16 protein-coding genes and 1 tRNA gene are annotated in these 20,375 nt (G+C 44.0%); 9 read left to right on the top strand and 8 right to left on the bottom strand.

The annotated features are described in order from the left end of the window. The first annotated feature begins 109 nt into the window (after nucleotides 1-109). Both ushA and ybaK read left to right on the top strand, forming a co-directional pair. Nucleotides 110-1,792, top strand: a complete 1,683-nt coding sequence (gene ushA, locus R8O11_RS20460) for a bifunctional UDP-sugar hydrolase/5'-nucleotidase UshA (protein WP_318194399.1) — start codon at nucleotides 110-112, stop codon at nucleotides 1,790-1,792. A gap of 102 nt (nucleotides 1,793-1,894) precedes the next feature. After that, nucleotides 1,895-2,368, top strand: coding sequence for a Cys-tRNA(Pro) deacylase (gene ybaK / locus R8O11_RS20455; protein ID WP_005384092.1), 474 nt, complete (start codon nucleotides 1,895-1,897; stop codon nucleotides 2,366-2,368). Between the two features lie 66 nt (nucleotides 2,369-2,434). Here ybaK and rluF read toward each other — a convergent pair whose 3' ends face one another. The 3 genes from rluF to R8O11_RS20440 all read right to left on the bottom strand — a co-directional run bounded on the left by rluF (nucleotide 2,435) and on the right by R8O11_RS20440 (nucleotide 4,541). Next, nucleotides 2,435-3,592: a 23S rRNA pseudouridine(2604) synthase RluF gene (rluF, locus tag R8O11_RS20450; RefSeq protein WP_318194398.1), complete on the bottom strand. Its 1,158-nt coding sequence runs from the start codon at nucleotides 3,590-3,592 to the stop codon at nucleotides 2,435-2,437. A gap of 94 nt (nucleotides 3,593-3,686) precedes the next feature. Next, nucleotides 3,687-4,268, bottom strand: a complete 582-nt coding sequence (smrA, locus tag R8O11_RS20445; protein WP_005382233.1) for a DNA endonuclease SmrA — start codon at nucleotides 4,266-4,268, stop codon at nucleotides 3,687-3,689. 132 nt (nucleotides 4,269-4,400) lie between these two features. After that, nucleotides 4,401-4,541 carry a DUF3149 domain-containing protein gene (locus R8O11_RS20440; protein WP_005382236.1) on the bottom strand — a complete coding sequence of 47 codons (141 nt, stop codon included), beginning with the start codon at nucleotides 4,539-4,541 and terminating at the stop codon, nucleotides 4,401-4,403. 259 nt (nucleotides 4,542-4,800) lie between these two features. On the opposite strand from R8O11_RS20440, the gene R8O11_RS20435 reads away from it, so the two are divergent. Further along, a tRNA-Pro gene (locus tag R8O11_RS20435) sits at nucleotides 4,801-4,877 on the top strand. A gap of 185 nt (nucleotides 4,878-5,062) precedes the next feature. On the opposite strand, the gene R8O11_RS20430 is transcribed toward R8O11_RS20435, so the two are convergent. Continuing rightward, nucleotides 5,063-5,446, bottom strand: a complete 384-nt coding sequence (locus R8O11_RS20430) for a hypothetical protein (RefSeq protein WP_412035065.1) — start codon at nucleotides 5,444-5,446, stop codon at nucleotides 5,063-5,065. Nucleotides 5,447-5,597: 151 nt separating this feature from the next. Next, entirely contained in the window at nucleotides 5,598-6,470 is an 873-nt protein-coding gene (locus tag R8O11_RS20425; protein ID WP_005382001.1) for a TraB/GumN family protein, read from the bottom strand. A 494-nt stretch (nucleotides 6,471-6,964) separates the two neighbouring features. On the opposite strand from R8O11_RS20425, the gene R8O11_RS20420 reads away from it, so the two are divergent. Both R8O11_RS20420 and R8O11_RS20415 read left to right on the top strand, forming a co-directional pair. Further along, a complete protein-coding gene (locus tag R8O11_RS20420) occupies nucleotides 6,965-9,616 on the top strand; it encodes a beta-N-acetylhexosaminidase (RefSeq protein ID WP_318194397.1) in 2,652 nt (883 codons plus the stop codon). A gap of 439 nt (nucleotides 9,617-10,055) precedes the next feature. After that, nucleotides 10,056-10,748 (top strand): oligogalacturonate-specific porin KdgM family protein, encoded by a 693-nt coding sequence (locus tag R8O11_RS20415; RefSeq protein ID WP_005382004.1) that lies wholly within the window; start codon nucleotides 10,056-10,058, stop codon nucleotides 10,746-10,748. 65 nt (nucleotides 10,749-10,813) lie between these two features. On the opposite strand, the gene R8O11_RS20410 is transcribed toward R8O11_RS20415, so the two are convergent. Both R8O11_RS20410 and R8O11_RS20405 read right to left on the bottom strand, forming a co-directional pair. Then, on the bottom strand, nucleotides 10,814-11,263 hold the full coding sequence (locus tag R8O11_RS20410; protein ID WP_005382005.1) for a DUF411 domain-containing protein: 450 nt from the start codon (nucleotides 11,261-11,263) through the stop codon (nucleotides 10,814-10,816). A 21-nt stretch (nucleotides 11,264-11,284) separates the two neighbouring features. After that, nucleotides 11,285-13,981 carry a heavy metal translocating P-type ATPase gene (locus tag R8O11_RS20405; RefSeq protein ID WP_258509541.1) on the bottom strand — a complete coding sequence of 899 codons (2,697 nt, stop codon included), beginning with the start codon at nucleotides 13,979-13,981 and terminating at the stop codon, nucleotides 11,285-11,287. Nucleotides 13,982-14,459: 478 nt separating this feature from the next. Here R8O11_RS20405 and chiP point away from each other — a divergent pair, with 478 nt between their 5' ends. The 4 genes from chiP (at nucleotide 14,460) to R8O11_RS20385 (ending at nucleotide 19,510) form a co-directional block, all read left to right on the top strand. Continuing rightward, nucleotides 14,460-15,581, top strand: coding sequence for a chitoporin (chiP, locus tag R8O11_RS20400; RefSeq protein WP_005382007.1), 1,122 nt, complete (start codon nucleotides 14,460-14,462; stop codon nucleotides 15,579-15,581). 123 nt (nucleotides 15,582-15,704) lie between these two features. Further along, a complete protein-coding gene (locus R8O11_RS20395) occupies nucleotides 15,705-16,301 on the top strand; it encodes a DUF2057 domain-containing protein (protein WP_262593124.1) in 597 nt (198 codons plus the stop codon). 177 nt (nucleotides 16,302-16,478) lie between these two features. Beyond that, nucleotides 16,479-17,906 carry a glutamate--tRNA ligase gene (gene gltX / locus R8O11_RS20390; protein ID WP_318194396.1) on the top strand — a complete coding sequence of 476 codons (1,428 nt, stop codon included), beginning with the start codon at nucleotides 16,479-16,481 and terminating at the stop codon, nucleotides 17,904-17,906. 641 nt (nucleotides 17,907-18,547) lie between these two features. Beyond that, complete coding sequence (locus R8O11_RS20385; RefSeq protein ID WP_005382010.1) at nucleotides 18,548-19,510, top strand: OmpA family protein; 963 nt, start codon at nucleotides 18,548-18,550, stop codon at nucleotides 19,508-19,510. Between the two features lie 115 nt (nucleotides 19,511-19,625). On the opposite strand, the gene R8O11_RS20380 is transcribed toward R8O11_RS20385, so the two are convergent. Then, entirely contained in the window at nucleotides 19,626-20,132 is a 507-nt protein-coding gene (locus R8O11_RS20380) for a hypothetical protein (protein WP_005382011.1), read from the bottom strand. Nucleotides 20,133-20,375: the final 243 nt, after the last annotated feature.

The raw sequence follows: 20,375 nt of genomic DNA, 5'->3' as shown, positions 1-20,375 counted from the left end.
AACAATGCATCATAATTATTAAATCAATGTGTTAGGGTGCACGTGGTTTTCAAATAGATCCAATGCTTAAAATGTGCGTCAGTAATCCCAATAAGAAAAAGGTAAATAAATGAATCAGCGTCTGATGATCAAAACTGTTTTGAGTGCCGCTATCTTGGCCTCGTTAGCTGGGTGTGCTACGCAACCTGTACCAGATTGGAATGCCGATACAACCTATAAATTGACCGTATTGCACACTAACGATCATCATGGTCGCTTTTGGCAAAATCGATACGGTGAATATGGCATGGCGGCGCGTAAAACGTTAATCGATGATTTGCGCGAAGAAATACAGGCTGAGGGGGGGAGCGTGTTATTGCTTTCTGGTGGTGACATCAACACAGGAGTACCTGAGTCTGATTTACAAGATGCCGAGCCGGATTTCAAAGGCATGAGCAAAATTGGTTACGATGCGATGGCTCTAGGTAATCATGAGTTTGATAATCCATTGGACGTGCTATTCAAGCAGCAAGAGTGGGCAAACTTTCCGATGTTGTCTGCCAATATTTACGATAAAAATACTGGCAAGCGTTTATTCCAACCATATGCGATGTTTAAAAAGCAGGGCATTAAAATTGCGGTCATTGGCCTTACAACCGAAGACACAGCGAAACTTGGCAACCCTGAATTCATTGAACAAATTGACTTCCGTGACCCAAAAGAAGAAGCCAAGAAGCTGATTGCAGAACTGAAAGAAACAGAGTATCCAGATCTGATTTTTGCTGTCACGCATATGGGACACTATGAAAATGGTAATAGAGGCATCAATGCTCCTGGCGATGTGGCGTTAGCTCGTTATTTGAATGACGGCGATCTCGACATGATCGTTGGAGGACACTCACAAGAACCTGTGTGCATGGAAGGTCCAAACGTTATCAAAAAGAACTTTAAACCAGGTGATGAATGTCAGCCCGATAAACAAAATGGTACCTTTATTGTTCAGGCACATGAGTGGGGGAAATATGTGGGACGCGCCGATTACGAGTTTCGTAATGGCGAACTCTCGATGGTGAGCTACGATCTAATCCCTGTAAACTTGAAAAAGAAAGTTAAAGTTGATGGTCAGTCGCAACGAGTCTTGATCCAAGATGAGATTAAACAAGACGAAATGATGCTTGAGTTTCTTCGTCCTTATCAAGAAAAAGGTCAGGGCAAACTAAACGTGAAGATTGCAGAATCTAACGGTAAGCTTGAGGGTGACCGCAATGTGGTTCGTTACCAGCAAACAAACTTAGGTCGATTAATTGCAACGGCTCACATGGAACGTGCGAAAGCAGATTTCGCCGTAATGAATTCTGGCGGCGTTCGCGATTCGATTGCAGCAGGTGAGATTACCTACAAAGATGTGCTGACTGTTCAGCCATTTGGCAATATGGTCTCTTACGTTGATATGACGGGCAAAGAAGTATTGGATTACCTAAATGTCGTTGCAACTAAACCTGTCGACTCTGGAGCTTACGCGCAGTTTGCCGGCATTGCGATGAGTATCAATAATGGTGAGGTAACCAATGTGTTCATTGGTAATAAGCAACTTCGCTTAGATGGTAATTACCGCTTTACCGTACCAAGCTATAATGCTGCTGGTGGAGATGGTTACCCTAAAATCGACGATCATCCAGGGTATGTAAATACAGGTTTTACCGATGCTGAGGTTTTGAAGGATTATTTAGAAACACATAGCCCTATTGATGTTAATGAGTATGCCCCTTCAGGTGAAATCACGTATTTAGTTGATACGGCGATTGATCAGTAACCCAACAGAGAAAAAGCGATTGACTCAAACTCGCTGATATCATTAACTAAAAGCGCAGATCCAATTCAATCTGCGCTTTTTGTTTTTATGAGGAGAATCTTGATGACTCCGGCCATTAATCTTGCGAAAAAGAAAAAAATTCCACACACGATTCATCAGTATGAGCATGACCCTAGAGCCGATAGTTATGGCTTGGAGGCTGCTGAAGTACTGGGGCAGGATCCGAAAACAGTATTTAAAACCTTGCTGTTCTGCTTGAACGGGGAGCCAAAGAACCTTGCGGTTGCGATTATCCCTGTTGATCAAAAGCTGAACCTAAAACTGGCGGCGAAAGCAGCGAAGGGCAAAAAGGCCGATATGGCTGATCCGGAAATCGCCCAAAAGACCACAGGTTATGTCGTTGGTGGAATTAGCCCACTAGGGCAGAAGAAAGCCTTACCTACTTTTTTGCACGAAAGCGCAGCAGAGCAAGACAAAATCTGTGTGAGTGCTGGTAAACGTGGTTTAGAAATTGAGTTAGCCCCGAGAGATTTGCTGAGCTTAACTCGTGGTCAGTTTGCACCTCTTTGTTTGTAAACTCATGACAAATAAAAAGGACGCTCATGAGCGTCCTTTTTTGATCTTGCCTGTGTCAGTGAAGTGTTACTTCTTCAGACTCAATGTACCACCAGTGCGTTTAGCTGGTTTGCTTGGTTTCGCGGCATTTGGATTCATGTAATGCTGCTTAGGCTTACTCGGTGATTGAGGCTTGTTTGCTGAATGCGTATTGCTCGATGCACCTGGTTTACGGTGCGATTTACCATGCTCGCCTTGCGGTCTGCTGCGTTCACCTTGTGGTTTCGCTTTGTAATGTTCTTTAGCTGGACGTCCGCCTTCATCATCACGCTGACGACGCTTTTGTTGACCTTTTTTCGAGTTTGGTGCATGACGGAACTCATCAGCATTGTTACCGCGGAAAGTTCGTGTCTTCTGGTTACGACGAGCAGTAGAATCTTGGTTTTCTTCACGGCTATCAAACAGCTTCGCGTCGGTCGCTTTACGAATGTTGCGACCTCTAGAGTCTGTTTTTGATGCTTCTTCTGTACCTACAGAGCCTTCACACATTGCTAGGATCTCTGCCACTTCTTCGTCACTTAGGTAACGCCATTTTCCATTCGGAATACCATCAAGAGAGATATTCATGATGCGTACGCGACGCAGCTTGAATACTTCATAGCCCAGCGCTTCACACATGCGACGGATCTGACGGTTAAGTCCTTGAGTGAGCACAATACGGAAAGAGAATTTAGTTTCTTTCGTTACCTTACAAGGTAGGGTGACTGTGTCGAGAATCTTAACGCCACTCGACATCTGTTTGAGAAACTCTCCTGTAATTGGCTTGTCCACGCGTACGACGTACTCTTTTTCGTGGTTGTTGCCTGCGCGAAGGATTTTGTTCACGATGTCGCCATCGTTGGTCAAAAAGATCAGACCATCAGAGGGTTTGTCTAAGCGGCCGATCGGAAAGATACGTTTTTGGTGGCCGATGAAATCAACGATGTTTCCAGGGACGTCTCTCTCAGTTGTACAGGTGATGCCTGTTGGTTTATTGAGAGCGATATAAATCGGCTTCTCTTTTGCTGCCACTGGATTACCATCCACACAAACATCATCACCAGGTAGCACTTTTGTCCCCATTTCAGGTTTGTTGCCATTAATGGTGACACGGCCTTGCTCAATCAGTCTGTCTGCTTCACGGCGTGAGCAAAACCCCGTTTCACTGATGAATTTATTTAATCGTTTAGCGTTGTCTTGTGACATTTTTGTCTCCTAACGTTTCACAACGGCGAATGAAGCTCGCTTCCTTTAAGGGGAAGGAAGAATAAGGGCGGGCATTCTAGCATTAGGGTGAAATTTAGCCTAACCGTTTTTGGTGACGTTCGCGGGTTTCTAATTTCTTTTCCGCACTTTTTCTAAGTAGGACGTAAACGGCTCCAGTTCCACCGTGAAAGCGTTGCGCACTATGGACGCATTGGACTTCCTTTATTTGTCGTAGCCAACTGCTAACAAAGCTTTTCATCATTGCAGGTGGATTTGAGCGTTCTCCTCGACCATGGACGATAACGACCGTTCTAATGTCCATTGATAGGCATTGCTTTAAAAACGTCACGACTTCATCGCGTGCTTCTTTCAATGTTTTACGGTGCAAATCCAAGCGAGCTTGGATTGGATACTTACCAAGGCGAAGTTTGCGGTAAACCCCGTCCTGTACACCATCACGTTTGAACTCAACAAAGTCCTCTGGCTTGAGCATTTCAGCGTGATCAAGTGATAGGTATTCTGGGTCATCTTCCGTTAACCAGATTGCTGCTTCGCGTTTTGCGAGCTGTGCTTCTGTTACTTGGTGTACTTTTTTGTGTTCGGTGGTGTCTTGAGTGATTGGCTTTACATCGCCCATCATCTGTTGAAATAGATCAAAATCGTCGTCGTGAGACATAGCAGTAATCTCATTAAGAACAGGGAAGAATAATAGGATTATATCAATGACTGGTGCATTGAGATCAAATAAAAAACCGGAGTAGGCAAGTAACCGACTCCGGTGCAAAGCGTTTCTAGAGCTAAGCGAGATCTAGTGAGGAGATTTGTCGTTCATGATCTTGTATATGAAGAAACCGCCGTAAAATAACATCAGACCAATTGCCCCAAAAATTACTATCATTGACGATAGACCCACTGCATTACCAAATAGGAGATCAAGCCAAAAGTCCATACGTTTCCTCCAAGATGTTCCCGACAGGAATAAACTAAATGGCGGTGTCTTGTTGCACACTGATCTGGATCAATTATGTTGCTAAGGTTAATAAACTGTATTTTGTTGTGAGTTATCAGTCACATTTTACGTGCTAGTGTTCAGTTATTCATCAAACGAATTAAGACCTAAGGTTTTTTTGTAAAAAGCACTTGCGCCACAGTTCAGAATCCGTAATATACGCATTCGTTGACGGGGACAATTCCTCAGTTAAACATCTCGGTGAATAGCGCAGCTTGGTAGCGCATCTGGTTTGGGACCAGAGGGTCGGGGGTTCGAATCCCTCTTCACCGACCACTTTCAGAAAGCCTGCTCAATGAGCAGGCTTTCGTCGTTTTTAGTGCTAGTAATTTTAGACTTCAATAGTATCGAACCAAATGGGGTTCGCTTGAAGTTAGAACATGGCTCTTCATCGACACATATTGAGAGGAAGGCTCTACAGAAATGTAGGGCCTTTTCATTTTTTAGAGCGAGTAAATTTATTACTTGATGTCACACGAGATAGTATTGATAGGAGTTTCAGAAGTAGTGAAACAGACATAAGCGGCCTTTGGGTGATTTGGCCCAATCTTGACGTAACCCGCTTTTAAATCGTCTTCATCAAACGTTACTGAGTGAGATTTGCTTGTATTTCCATCATAGTAAACCGCTTCAAAGCCTTGGTTCATCATATGTGCAACGCGATTTCGAGTGTGGGCTGTTGAAAACGTGATGTTCGCGCAACGCATCATTGGTTTTTCGGTAATAAGAAATTGACCACTCTCTTTATCTAAAACACCGCCTTTTACTTCCGGAGTTATATCAATAGCTTGAAAAGCTTCTACGTTGCATGGCGGTTTAGCATAAGACAGCGAAGAAGTGAGCATAATTCCAATCGTGTATAGGAATAAATATTTAAATTTCATATGAGTTGTTTTGTATCCACTTAGCTTAACGGCGTTTTATAAGAAAGTTTGAATGAATTTTAAATGGTTGTATTTAAATAATTGTATTTAAATGGCATTTTTCAAACAATCACTAGATATCACAATTTGCTTGGCGCGTCTTACCCAGTGGTTTGATGTTAAATCCCCGATTTTTAAGCAGTTCAATCAGGTTATCTTTACCTACTAAATGCAAGCCACCAACAACAACGGTGTAACGACCCGATTGCTGAGGTAGAACACTGCCAGTGTCGAGTTTTTTAGCCCAATCTCGATTACGCTCGTATAAAAAGGCTTGGTTAAACTCTTCTGTTGTATGATCGGTCAAAGAGGCTTCGACCAACATGCTACCATCACCACTCTTCCAACTCTCTATCAAGCATTGAACCAACTCTTCTCCGCCATCATATTCTTCAATTGATGAGAGAAGTATCTCTTTACCGCCTTCTGATTGACCTGCGATTAAATCGATTTGGAATTGCACGGACTCCAGTGGAATGACCGGGATTTGCTTTTTATCAGCGAGTCCTATTAAGTGCATGTCGACCCCTTTATCAGAGACATACCCCAGTTTGTTGACTAAAGCGAGTTGGATGGTGAATGCCGCCATCCAAGGTGGGGAATTTAGGAGTTGAGTTTCTGGCAAACCTAAATCTTGGGCAATTTCAATTAAGTGGCGACGTTGAGCTCTGTCTAAAACATCTTTAGAAAGAATGGTTGTTTGTGGGTAAACCAAGCCTTCAGAATTCCTGACGTCTGCTTCAATAATCAACCCTGCGCTTTGGCTTAAATGCTGGATGACCGTTCTAGGGAGTGGGTACATCGTTTTATCCCCCACATGTACCGAGCCAATAATCATAAGTTCGGTTTCCCCTTTTTTCGCTAACCAATGCTGTGGCTCTGCATAAGAGGAAAAAGGAGTCAAAGTAACAAGTAGAGATGATATGAGCGTCAAGAGACGAAACATAGAATGGTCCTCAGATAAGATACCTTTAAACTTTATACGCAAAATAGCGTGAGGTTAAGTGCAATTTCTCCAGTGGGGTATTCGACAAAATCGTCATTTCTAAAAATATTGACGAGTTTTGACGACGAATAAATGAGAGTCACTTCACGAAAGGTAAATAGGTAATTCGCTTACTAATGGTTCACAAAATAATTAGGCGTGATCCAAATCTTACAAAATCAGTCGTAACTCATGAATATAAGTGACCTAGATCGCAGCAAACTCGTCAAAACAAGTTGTTCGATTTTGACGTGTATTGTAACTCCATGAAAATTAGGTTTTTATTGTTTTTGCTGAGTGTCATTTTTTGAGCTGGATCACTTCCTATTTCTATTTATTTTACGCTTAGAAATAACAGGTTGTATGTTGAATGTAACGGTTAGGTACCTCGCATTTGAGGGGCCGAGATTTTTATCATTGTCGTTTTGAACCACTGACTTTTTTGGGGAAGTAAGATGTTTAAACCTAGTCTGATTGCTGTTTCTGTTATCACTACATTAGCAGGTTGCTCTGCGCTGCAAAGCTCTGAACAACAATTTGTAAATTCGTTGGCTAATAATCTTGATATTCAATACCAAGTGTTGACTAACCACGGTGCAAACGAAGGTCTTGCTTGTCAGGACTTAGGGGCTGAGTGGGCGTCTTGTAACAAGGTAAACATGACGCTGGTTAACCAAGGTGAAGCGGTTGACTCAAGAGATTGGGCTATTTACTTCCATAGCATTCGTCTGATTCTGGATGTTGAAAACGAACAGTTTAAAATCTCTCGCGTAACGGGTGATCTACACAAACTAGAACCAACAGATAAGTTTGATGGTTTTGCTGCGGGTGAAGAGGTTGTGCTTCCTCTTGTTGCTGAATACTGGCAGCTATTTGAAACTGACTTCATGCCAGGCGCTTTCGTTGCTGCACCAAATGCAGAGCCTAAGATGATCGCTTCTCTTAACACAGAAGACGTTGCATCTTTCGTGACTGGCCTTGAGGGTAACAACCTAAAACGTACGCCAGATGACAACAACGTATTTGCGAGCGCTGTGTCTCGTTTCGAGAAGAACGAAGATCTAGCAAAACAAGACGTATCAACCACGTTACTACCAACGCCAATGTCTGTTGAAGCAGGTAAAGGTACGGTAGATATCGCGGCGGGTATTGCGCTGCCTAAAGACGCATTCGATGCGGCTCAATACGCAGCAATTCAAGGTCGTGCAGAAGTGGTAGGTGTGGATGTTCGTGGTGATCTTCCTGTAAGCATCACTGTTGTTCCTGCAGACTTCACCGGTGAATTGGCAAAATCTGGTGCTTACGAAATGAGCATCAAAGGCGACGGTATTGCGATTAAAGCGTTTGACCAAGCAGGTGCTTTCTACGCAGTACAATCTATCTTTGGCCTGGTAGATAGCCAAAATGCTGATTCTCTACCACAACTGTCTATTAAAGATGCGCCGCGTTTTGATTACCGTGGTGTGATGGTGGACGTGGCTCGTAACTTCCACTCTAAAGACGCGATTCTTGCAACGCTTGACCAAATGGCCGCGTACAAGATGAACAAACTACACCTTCACCTAACGGATGATGAAGGCTGGCGTTTAGAAATCCCGGGTCTGCCAGAGCTGACTGAAGTGGGTGCTAACCGTTGTTTCGATTTGGAAGAGAAAAGCTGTTTACTGCCTCAGCTTGGCTCAGGTGCAACGACAGACAACTTTGGTTCTGGCTTCTTCAGCAAAGCAGACTACGTGGACATCTTGAAGTACGCGAAAGCGCGTAACATCGAAGTGATTCCTGAAATTGATATGCCAGCGCACGCTCGTGCAGCAGTGGTATCAATGGAAGCACGTTACGACCGTCTAATGGAAGAAGGTAAAGAAGCAGAAGCGAACGAGTACCGCCTGATGGATCCTCAAGATACATCGAACGTAACGACGGTTCAGTTCTACAACAAGCAAAGCTTCATCAACCCATGTATGGAATCTTCAACTCGCTTTGTTGATAAAGTGATTTCAGAAGTAGCAGCAATGCACCAAGAAGCGGGCACGCCGCTAACAACATGGCACTTTGGTGGTGACGAAGCGAAGAACATCAAGCTAGGCGCTGGTCTGCAAGACATCAACGCAGAAGACAAAGTAAGCTGGAAGGGTAACATTGATTTGTCTAAGCAAGACAAGCCATTCGCACAGTCACCACAATGTCAGACGTTAATTGCAGACGGTACGGTAAGCGATTTTGCTCATCTACCAAGCCACTTTGCAGAAGAAGTGTCGAAGATGGTGGCAGAGAAAGGCATTCCAAACTTCCAAGCTTGGCAAGATGGCCTTAAGTACAGTGAAGGTGAGAAAGCGTTCGCAACAGAAAACACGCGTGTTAACTTCTGGGACGTTCTTTACTGGGGTGGCACATCATCAGTGTACGAATGGTCTAAGAAAGGTTACGACGTTATCGTTTCTAACCCAGACTACGTATACATGGACATGCCGTACGAAGTTGACCCGAAAGAGCGTGGTTACTACTGGGCAACGCGTGCAACAGATACTCGTAAGATGTTTGGTTTTGCACCAGAGAACATGCCTCAGAACGCAGAAACCTCTGTAGACCGCGATGGTAACGGCTTCACTGGTAAAGGTGCAATCGAAGCGAAACCTTTCTATGGTCTATCAGCACAGCTGTGGTCTGAGACAGTACGTAACGACGAGCAATACGAGTACATGGTATTCCCTCGCGTACTAGCAGCCGCTGAGCGTGCATGGCACCGTGCTGATTGGGAAAACGACTACAAAGTGGGTGTTGAATACTCGCAAAACTCTAACCTAGTAGACAAAGTCGCGCTAAACCAAGACTACAACCGCTTTGCGAACGTACTTGGCCAACGTGAACTGGCTAAGCTAGAAAAATCAGGTATCGACTACCGCCTGCCTGTACCAGGTGCGAAAGTAGAAGATGGCAAGCTAGCAATGAACGTTCAGTTCCCAGGGGTGACGCTTCAATACTCTCTAGACGGCAAGAACTGGCTAACTTACGCAGATAATGCTCGTCCAAATGTGAAAGGTGAAGTGTTTATCCGTTCCGTGTCAGCAACCGGTGAGAAAGCAAGTCGAGTGACCAGCGTGAAATAACTCAATTCTTGTAAGTTAATTTTTTGGCAAAGCCTCAACATCATGTTGGGGCTTTCTTTATTTTTTGAGGAAATTAAGCGTGATCGATGTCTAATTATTTTTCATTGATAAATAAGTTTTGGGTTGTAATGGTCAAGGTTATTGTGAACTGGATCGACTTAATCTGCTAAATATCAATAAATTATCTGTTTACGATCACACTTTTATTTTTTGAATAATTTTATAAAAATACGATAAGTACCTGTATTTTCCATGTTTTTATCAGGGTTTTTGAGCGTCGGTTTGAACAAGATCACTTTTTAAAATGTTTTATTTTCCATCGCGAATTAATTGAAACAATATTGCGAACGCCAAGGAGGCACATTCCAAAGTTTGCGATAAAAGGGAAGAGATGCCCTCTAAAACTATCGCATAACGTGAATAAATAAAGGCAGTAATTATGAAAAACATTTTTGCACTGAGTGCTCTTTCTCTCGCTTTCGCTTCTAGCGCTTTTGCTGGTTCTTCTTACGTAACAGGTAATGTTCAATTCCACGATGATGGTCGAATTCATGGTTCGGACGTTACGTCTACACTGGAAGCTGGTCATACTTTTGATAACCAATTCGGCGGCTTTACGGTTTACACCGAATTTGATGGTATTCAGTTGGGTAAACTGGAAACAGAAAACGGTGGCGCAGGTAACACAACACCAGCAATCACTGTGGGTGGTGAGCAGTCATTTAATATTACCGATCATTTATGGGTTGCCGCGGGTTACCAACACCTGTTCTCTGCTGGCGAGAATGTACAGTACCGTCCATTGGTTAAGATCGGTTACAACTTCGATAACGGCATCTCCTTAAGTAACCGTACTCGTGCGCACATTGATGCGACAGACGCAGATGCGGATACAGATTACCGCATGGACAACCGCATCGGTTACGTGATGAATGAGGATGTGACGCTAAGCTACAACAACGTCTACATGATTGAAGCGGAAACCATGGACCACGAGCTTCGTGCAACGTGGACTCGTAAAGGTGTTCAACCTTACTTTGAGTTCCGTAGTCAAGCACACGGTGCAGAAAACGCGAGTGGTGACAGCCTAGTGAATAACGCTTTTGTATTTGGTGCCTCTTACGGCTTCTAATTTTATATTTGTCTTAACTGTCCATTAAGAAAAAGCCCAGCGGTTTATCTCGCTGGGCTTTGTTTTTATTGGTCGTTGCCTTCGTGGTGGCTATATTCGAACACTTGGCCTTTTTCGTTAAAGGCGTAAACGGTGTAGCTGTCTTTTTTGTCGCCATATTCCATACCAGGGGAGCCCATTGGCATGCCCGGTACTGATAGGCCTTTTGCGTTACGTGGTGGATTTTTCAAAAACGCTTTAATGTCTTCGGCTGGAATGTGACCTTCAAACAGATAGCCGTTGATCTCTGCCGTGTGGCAAGAGTAAAGCTGTTCATTCTTGATGCCTAGATCGCGTTTGATGGCGTTCATGTCATCGTGCAATTTTTCTTCGACCGTAAAGCCGTTCTCTTCCATGTGTTTTGTCCATTCTCCACAACAGCCACAGTATGGTGATTTATGGTTAATGACATCGGCTGCCAATACGTTGGCGGACACGGTCGCAAGCATTGCAAAGGTCAATAGTTTCAACTTCATAATACCCTCAAAAAGAAGTGGTTATTTTACTGAAAACAGTCGTAGTCGATTTGCATTACTAACGACAGTAATTGAAGACAGTGCCATTGCCGCTCCTGCGACAACAGGACTGAGCAAAAATCCAAACGCTGGGTAAAGCACACCAGCGGCAACTGGAATACCCAACGAGTTGTAAACAAAGGCACCAAATAGGTTTTGCTTCATGTTCTTAAGTGTAGCGCGAGAGAGTTCAATCGCATGTACTACCGCCATTGGTGATGTGTTCAGGATGGTCATTTGCGAACTTTCAATGGCGACATCACTGCCGCTACCCATGGCAATACCTAGGTTGGATAACGCGAGAGCAGGGGCGTCGTTAATGCCATCCCCCACCATTGCCACGACATGTCCTTGAGATTGAAGTTGCTCAATGTGCTGAGCTTTCTCATCTGGCATTACTTGGGCAATCACTTCATCAATACCAAGTTCTTGGCCGATAGCATTGGCAACGTGTTGGTTATCGCCCGTCAGCATTACCGTTTTGATGCCTTGCGATTTTAATGCAGAGAGCGCTTGCTTCGCATCTGATTTGATCGGGTCGGCAATGGCGATCAGACCGATCAGTTCGCCGTTCAATGCCACAGCTACCGGAGTCCACGCATTTTTTGCGCATTCATCGATGGCAGGTTTTAGTGCGCTGGTCTCGACGTTTTCTGCTTGCATAAATTGAAGCGAACCGATGAGTAGCGGTTTATCTTGATACGTCGCCAAAATGCCGCGTCCGCGAACGTTCTCAAACTTGTCTAATGAGACGTCTTTTGCGTCGTGTCGTTTGGCGTAATCACATACCGCTTTTGCCAGTGGGTGCTCAGACTGACGCTCTGCCGCATACGCTAAAGCCAATAGATCTTCTTGGCTGGTGGCGTGAGTAAACACTTGCTGAACGCTAGGTTTACCTTGGGTAAGCGTGCCAGTTTTGTCGAATACAACCGTGTCGACTTTGCTTGCCAATTGAAGGGCGTCGGCGTCTTTGATCAGAATGCCGAGCTCTGCGGCTTTACCCACTCCCACCGTGACAGAAAGTGGGGTTGCTAAGCCTAGGGCGCAAGGGCAGGCGATGATCAGGACGGTTGTGGTGACCACCAGCATATAACTCGCTTTTGGCTCTGGGCCAACGGCAAACCAAACGAGCGCGGCCAGTATTGCTATGCCAACAACGACAGGGACAAACACCGATGAAATCTGGTCTGCCAGTTTCGCGATGGCAGGCTTACTGCTTTGCGCTGTGCGCACCATGCGGATGATACGAGCCAGTATGGTATTTGCGCCAATGCCCGTTGCCTCAATGACTAATCCACCATCGGTATTTAATGTCCCAGCAGACACTTGAGCCTCTTGCGCTTTTAACACTGGTACTGGTTCACCAGTGAGCATCGACTCATCAATGTATGATTCACCTTGAATCACAACACCATCAACAGGCACTTTCTCGCCTGGTTTGATACGCAGTTTCATGCCTAGCGTGATTTGCTCAACCGCGATTTGTTGGTCGCCTTGTTCCGTGATTACCGTAGCTTGCTGAGGTTGCAGGTTAATCAGAGCTTGTAAGGAACGTGTTGTGTTTGCTTTGGCTTTTGCTTCTATATAGTGCCCAAGAGAAATTAAGCCGATGATCATTGCACTCGCTTCAAAGTACACGTGGCGTGAAGCAAGAGGGAACCAGTCTGGGAAAATCACCACAAGCATCGAATAGAACCACGCTGCGCCAGTACCGAGCGCGACTAACGTGTCCATGGTGGCGCGCTTGTGAGTAGCTGCTAACCAAGCGTTACTGAAGAAGTGTTTCCCTGCTGTGGCAAGAAGGAGTAAACATACGATACCGATCGCGCCCCAAGCTAATTGGTCGTTGGTGTTGCGAATCATCATATTGCCGCCAGCAACGCCCCAAATCATTAAAGGGGCACCGACGACAAGGCCAGCAATAGCATCCAGTTTAAAGCGTTTTTGTTGCTGACGTTGTTGCTGTGCTTGCTTTTCTTGCTGGGTTGCGGCGTCTTGTAGGATCTCTGCTTGGTAACCGGCTTGTTTTACCGATTCAACAATTGCGTTAAGGAGGTCATCAGAGTCTTGGCTTGCGAATACTAGTGCGCTTTGTTCTGCGAGGTTGACCTGTGCTTTCTCAACGCCTTCTACGTTAGTAAGTGCTTTCTCTACTGAAGAGACGCAACTCGCACACGTCATGCCTTGAATCAGCATTTGCAATTGAATACTCGCTGGTGGCACCTGCGTATCTTTAATATTGCTTTGCTTTTCTACCTGTTCGGTCTCTGGTGAGCTTTCGTTCTCTACTTCAACAGAATCAAGGTTGGCGGTATAGCCGAGTGTTGCTATTAAGTCGATCACTTGTTGCTCGGAGAGGAGGGTATGAATCTCTAAGTGCGTTGTTGAAGCCTCAAAAGAAATAACGTCTTGATTAGATTCTAATAAAGATGAAAGTTTTTTGACGCAGCCGCCACAGCTTAAGCCTGAAAGGTTTAGTTCGTAGTGATTTCCTGCTTGGTAACCAAGAGATTCAATCGACGAGACGAGCTCTTTAAGAGAAGACTCGGTTTTGACCTCTACTTGCGTCGGGGACAAATTGAGGATCTCCACATCGTGATTCGCATGTAAAGCATTCTCAACTTTTCTCGCACAGCCCATGCAGTTGAGCCCTGATAAAGGTATAACTAACTGATACATAATCTGCACCTCAATAGTAGTGATGCTATGAGCTTAAACCTTCCTGCAAGGGTAAGGTCAATACCCATTTGCTACTCACAACAATTTCGTCAAAATCTCTCGAATCCCACAAGTGCATGGTCATTTTACTTGCGAGTGATCTCAAGGTTTTTTCTCTTTGAATATAAAGTTCCGTTAAAACACCTAAAAGATGAATGAAGTCGCTCACGTTTTTTAGATGCTCTCAATGTCAGTTCAGTGTCAAAACGTACTTTTAACGTTTTTTATTTTTTATGTTTGATGTTAACTAATTGTTTTTTAATGATTTATTTTATTTTTGATCTTCTCATTTTGAAGTCGCTCAGATTGCTGTAGGGAAAGTTTTTTAGTGCGAAAAAAGTTTGTCATATTTGCCTCGTCCAAACACTGTTTCAAGTTCCTGCCATGTCCTAGTTAGTGAATTTGAAAATGGAAAAAACTAAAAATATAGGGGTTTATAATGTCTTACCTAAAGAAAAGCCTACTTGCCACGGCAATTACCGGCATGATGTTCAGTGGTGCTGCATTTGCTGATGGTGCAAACAGTGACGCAGCAAAAGAGTTTCTAACCAAAGATTCATTTTCTTATGAAGTTTACGGGATCATCGCGATGCAGGCCGCGTACCGCGATTACGATTCTGGCAGCAAAGCAACGGACGATGATTTGGGTGGCATGCAGCTAAACAACGAGTCTCGTATTGGTTTCCGTGGTAAAAAACAATTTGCTAACTTCGACCCTACTTTTATTTGGCAAATCGAAGGCGGTTATGTAGACCCTAGCTTTGGTGGCGAGGGCGCAGGTCTTGGTGAACGTGACACATTCGTCGGTTTTGAAAGTGCATCTTGGGGGCAAATTCGCCTGGGTCGCGTTTTGACACCTATGTACGAATTGGTTGACTGGCCAGCATCTAACCCTGGCCTCGGCGATGTATACGACTGGGGTGGTGCTATTGGTGGCGCCAAGTACCAAGACCGTCAATCAAACACTATCCGCTGGGACTCTCCAATGTTTGCTGACAAATTCTCCCTAGATATCGCAGCTGGTGCAGGTGATAAAGCAGGTCTAGGTGAAGGGGATGACTACTGGGGTGGTATCGCAGCACACTACAAAATTGGTCCTATCCAGTTAGATGCGGCATATGAAGGTAACCGTAATATCAAGATGGAAAGCCAAACGTGGGAAAACAACACGTACTTGGTAGGGGCACAAGGCTGGTTTGATAACGGGATCTCTTTCTTTGCGCAATACAAATACATGGAAGCGGACGCAAGCAATGGTGTGAGTGAAAAGCAAGATGCAATGTCTGCCGCTATCATGTACACCACGGGTGATTGGCAATACAAACTGGCTTACGCCGCTAACTTTGATCTAGAGCGTGATGGTAAGAAAATTAACGATACAGCGGACGATGTGTTATCAGCACAAGTTATGTATTTCGTAGACCCATCGGCAGTGCTGTACGTACGTGCTCGTACTCTAGACTTTGGCGACGGTGCGTCTCAATTAGATAAACCAACAGAAGCACGTTGGAAGTCTGCTGACTACGACGAGTTCTCTGTAGGTGTTGAATACTACTTCTAATTAAAGAAGCAGCTAAAAGGGCGGAAACGCCCTTTTTATCTTGATACTTATTCAAATAAGCCTTTGAAATGACTGGCCTGTAAATTTTAGAGGCTTATCTAAATTGGTATAAAGTGAGAAACCATGATGAAAAAAACAACGACACTTCTCGGACTTTGCGCAATGCTTTCGGCGCCAGCTTTTGCTGCTCAACTCACTCTGCAATCTGAATTAGTTCCTCGCGTTCTCAACGGCGAGTTCGTCTACCCTGAGTGGATATCCAAGAACAACGGCATCGAGTTAAAAGATGGGGAAAACCAATTAGCGGTAACGGTTGGACAAATCGTATTTGAAGATGGAAAGCGCCGTAAATTCGATTCGCAGCCGCTGGTATTAGAGTTTGATGCAGAAAAAGACACCGAGCTTTCTCTGACTTATCAAACATTCCGTACTATTGAAGAGGCGAGAGCCTTCGAACTCGATCCTAAAGTGGTATTGAAAGACAAAAACGGAAAAGAAGTGGCATTCTCTATGGTTCAACTTCGTAAAGGTGGTTTGCAAGGTTTTCGTGATTATGAACGAGAAGTTGCCGACTATAATAACGCAATGAATAAAGAATCGACTAAGGCAAGCATTGCGTCTTCTCCAGCGGAAACCAAAACAATCAAAGCATCGTTTAATGAATTGAGCCGTGAAGAGCAGCAAGAATTTATGCAATGGGCAATGCGTAACCTGAAGTAATTTCGTCTCGTGCTTTAACAGTAAATAGCAGGGCTGTGCCTTTTTGGTTCTGCCCTGTTTTTATTTCTGTTGTCAAACCGATTGTAGAATTGACTTACGGTGGTAAAATGTCGCCACTTTTATCCTTGACATTACAACGAGAGATCTCTCGTTGCTCATTACCCCTAAGGAACTCAAATGACGGTTAAAACTCGTTTTGCTCCTAGCCCAACTGGCTATCTACACGTTGGTGGTGCGCGTACTGCACTTTACTCTTGGCTATACGCTAAAAACCAAGGTGGTGAATTCGTTCTACGTATCGAAGATACAGACCTTGAGCGTAACTCTCAGGAAGCGGTTGATGCAATTCTTGAAGGCATGGAATGGCTAGGCTTGGAGTGGGATGAAGGTCCTTACTACCAAACTCAACGTTTTGACCGTTACAACGAAATGGTTGATAAGCTTCTTGCTGAAGACAAAGCTTACAAATGTTACGCGTCTAAAGAGCTGCTAGATGAAATCCGTGCAGAGCAAGAAGCAAATAAAGAAATGCCTCGCTACGATGCTAACCATCCAAAAATCAAAGCAGCAAACGAAGCGGCAAAAGATGGTGATCCATGTGTTATCCGTTTCCGTAACCCGAAAGAAGGCAGCGTAGTATTTGATGATCAAATCCGTGGTCGCATTGAAATCAGCAACGATCAAATGGATGACCTAATCATTCGTCGTACAGACGGTTCACCTACTTACAACTTCTGTGTAGTAGTGGACGACTGGGACATGGGTATCACTCATGTTGTTCGTGGCGAAGACCACATCAACAACACGCCTCGTCAAATCAACATCTACGAAGCACTAGGTGCGCCAGTACCTACATTTGCACACTGTGCAATGATCCTGGGTGATGACGGCGCGAAACTGTCTAAACGTCACGGCGCTGTATCAGTCATGCAATACCGCGATATGGGCTACCTGCCTGCGGCACTAAACAACTACCTAGTACGCCTTGGTTGGTCTCATGGGGACCAAGAAATCTTCTCTCAAGAAGAGATGATCAATCTATTTAGCCTAAACGCAGTATCTAAGTCAGCGTCTGCTTTTAACACTGACAAACTGCAATGGTTGAACAACCACTACATCAAGAACTCAGATCCTGCGTACGTTGCTGAGCATCTACAATGGCATCTAGATCAACAAAAACTAGACGTAACGAATGGTCCTGCTATTACTGACGTGATCAAGCTGGTGGGTGAGCGTTGCAACACACTAGTTGAGCTAGCTGAGCAAATCCGTTACTTCTATGAAGATTTCTCTGAGTTTGAAGCGGGCGCAGCGAAGAAACATCTGCGTGGCGTGGCTAAAGAGCCTCTAGAACTTGCATTAGCGAAAGTGGAAGCACTAACTGAGTGGACGACAGCTAACATCAAAGATGGCGTTATCGCAGCAGTATGTGAAGAGTTGGAAATCGGCATGGGCAAAATCGGTATGCCATTACGTGTTGCTGTAACAGGAGGCGGTCAGTCTCCTTCTGTCGATGCAGTCATGGAGCTGGTTGGAAAAGAGCGTTGTATTGCTCGCATTAAGATGGCGCTTGAGTTCATTGCTGAGCGTGAAGCAAACGCATAATTGCTTTGAACTGAACGTTCTTTTGAATAAATAGTCACAAAGCCGCGGTGAGCAACCGCGGCTTTTTTGTATCTTCAATTTAGATAACGAGAAACTTTCTCTCATATTGGTGAATGAAGAGATGGTTTCACCTGTAATTTACCTCAATATGGATAAGATTTTTTAATCCAAATATCGTTGGCATGAATAAAAAACGAGCGATTATATATCAAATATCTGATTGATTTTTATCCATGTTCCTTAAAGTTCCATTTTGTTTGTCTCATTTTTAAGAAAAAACCTTTGCTTTAGCTATGTTGTTTCAAAAAATAAAGCAAACGTTTGCGTCGTGATTGCGTGGGGATTTTTTTGCTTAAGATCACATGTTGTCGAGATTTTTGATGACAATAAATTGACAGAATTGGGATTTTTCTCGCGATTTCTTAGCGTTATAGTTCATCCCGTCAGCGATACCGAGATGGCGATATGTATCACTGAACAGGAAATGTACGTAAGTTGCTTCCATAAAAAAAATGCATGTGCATAAAAAGAAGCTGACTAAGTATCTCACTCAAGGAATGAATAAAAAGAATTGAAATACAACGTCAGTCAGACGGCGCATTTCGGCATCTAACAAAAGAACTTCTTTAGAGGAATCAATAATGAAAAAATTAGCAGCGGTAATTTCAGCGTCTCTACTTATGGCTTCAGCAGCACAAGCAGAAGTATACGTTGGTGGTAAGATGGGTAAGTCATGGATGGAAGACGCGTGTGTAGCGGGCCAGGCTTGTGACAAAGACGATTCTACTCTTGGCGCTTTTGTTGGTTACGAAATGAATAAATACTTCGCAGTAGAAGCGGGTTTCGACAACATCGGTGATTTTAACCAAACTTCTTTCGGTGGCCACGTAGAAGCAATCACTCTTGCTCCTAAATTTAGCCTACCAATCACTGAAGACATCGCACTTTACGGTAAAGTGGGTGGCGCTTACGTAATGTTTGATGGCAAAGATGATTACTCTTACCTAGGCGCAGCTGGTCTTGAATTCAACCTAAGCCAAAACGTAACAGCTCGTGCGGAATACCAAACACTGACTGACATCAGCAACGATGTAACTCGTGCGACAGGTAACACTGCAACACTAGGTGTTTCTTTCAAATTCGGCGGCAACGATGAGCCAGTAATCGTAGAAGAGCCAGTTGTTGTTGAAGAAGTGGTTGTAGAAGAAGTGGTAGAAGAGCCAGTTGTAGTTACGAAAACATTCGAAACTCAAACAATTGGCACAGGTAGCTTCGATCTAAACAGCACAACTCTAAAACCAGAGAGCGCTGCAAAACTTGATAACCTAGTTGCTTTCCTAAACGAGCACCCACAAGCGAACGTTGAAGTTGTAGGTTACACAGATACGTCTGGTCCAGCAGCTTACAACCTAAAAGTTTCTGAAAAACGTGCTGAGTCTGTTGCTAACGCACTCGTTGAAAAAGGTATTGATTCATCACGTATCCAAGCTCGTGGCGAAGGTGAAAACAACCCAATCGCTTCAAACGACACTCGTGAAGGTCGTCAACAAAACCGTCGCGTAGAAGTCGTTGTTCCAGAATTTGAATACCAAGTTCAGCAATAAGCTCCTATTCGACCGTAGTATAGAAGACTGAAGCTGAAAGCCCCAAAGAGTTCGCTCTTTGGGGCTTTTTATTTCTCTTCAAAAAACTGACTGAAATGTTCAAAGTGGCCAGGTATTACTTAAGATCAATGCTGTTTAAACGCCCCATAAATGTCAGGATCTCCAAGTTATCTTTATGTGCTTCTAACAACGCTTTTTTGGTTTGCATGTAGGCGGCAAGTTTGCCGTACTTACTAATAGAGCGAACCACCGTTTTATATTTATACTCACCGTCATCATTGAACTCTCGCCACTTGGCGATGTAACACGTATCTCGGTTGTCAGGGTTTTCAAGAGTAGGGTTAGGCTTGTGAACGATTTTAGGCTCAACGCTATGTGGAAGCCTAGTCATTAGGTAAGGGTCTTTCAAAAGACGTCGCCAGAATTTGCCCCACATTTGCCGGCCTAACTCGTTTCTCAGCTTAATGGCTTTTTGTAAGCCTTTCTTTTCTCCAATACGAACAAATCCTACCGAGCGGTGTAGTACCGTATCCTCGGGGGTATGGATATGTATCTTAAAGGCTGTCTTGCCTTTAGAAATAAAGCGGTGTCCAGTGTTAGTTATTAAATTGCTCTTAGACATAGTGCTAACTAATAATTTTATTAATAGCTAAAAGGGTAAGCAAAACTCATAGATAATTAAAGTAATAAAATACAAAACTGTAAATAGGGCTTGTTGAAATGATTTCAAGGGGAAGAAGTCAGATCAGTAGAGGGGTTTATCCCGTAACCGAAACACCCGATCCGATCATATTGATTACTGGGAAGATTATCTAACACGGTGTACTAGGGGGAGCAGTGCGAGGCTTGAAATTGAAGATACAAA

It is taken from the genome of Vibrio sp. 1288, assembly GCF_033344475.1.
This window is presented reverse-complemented; position numbering and strand designations above follow the sequence as displayed.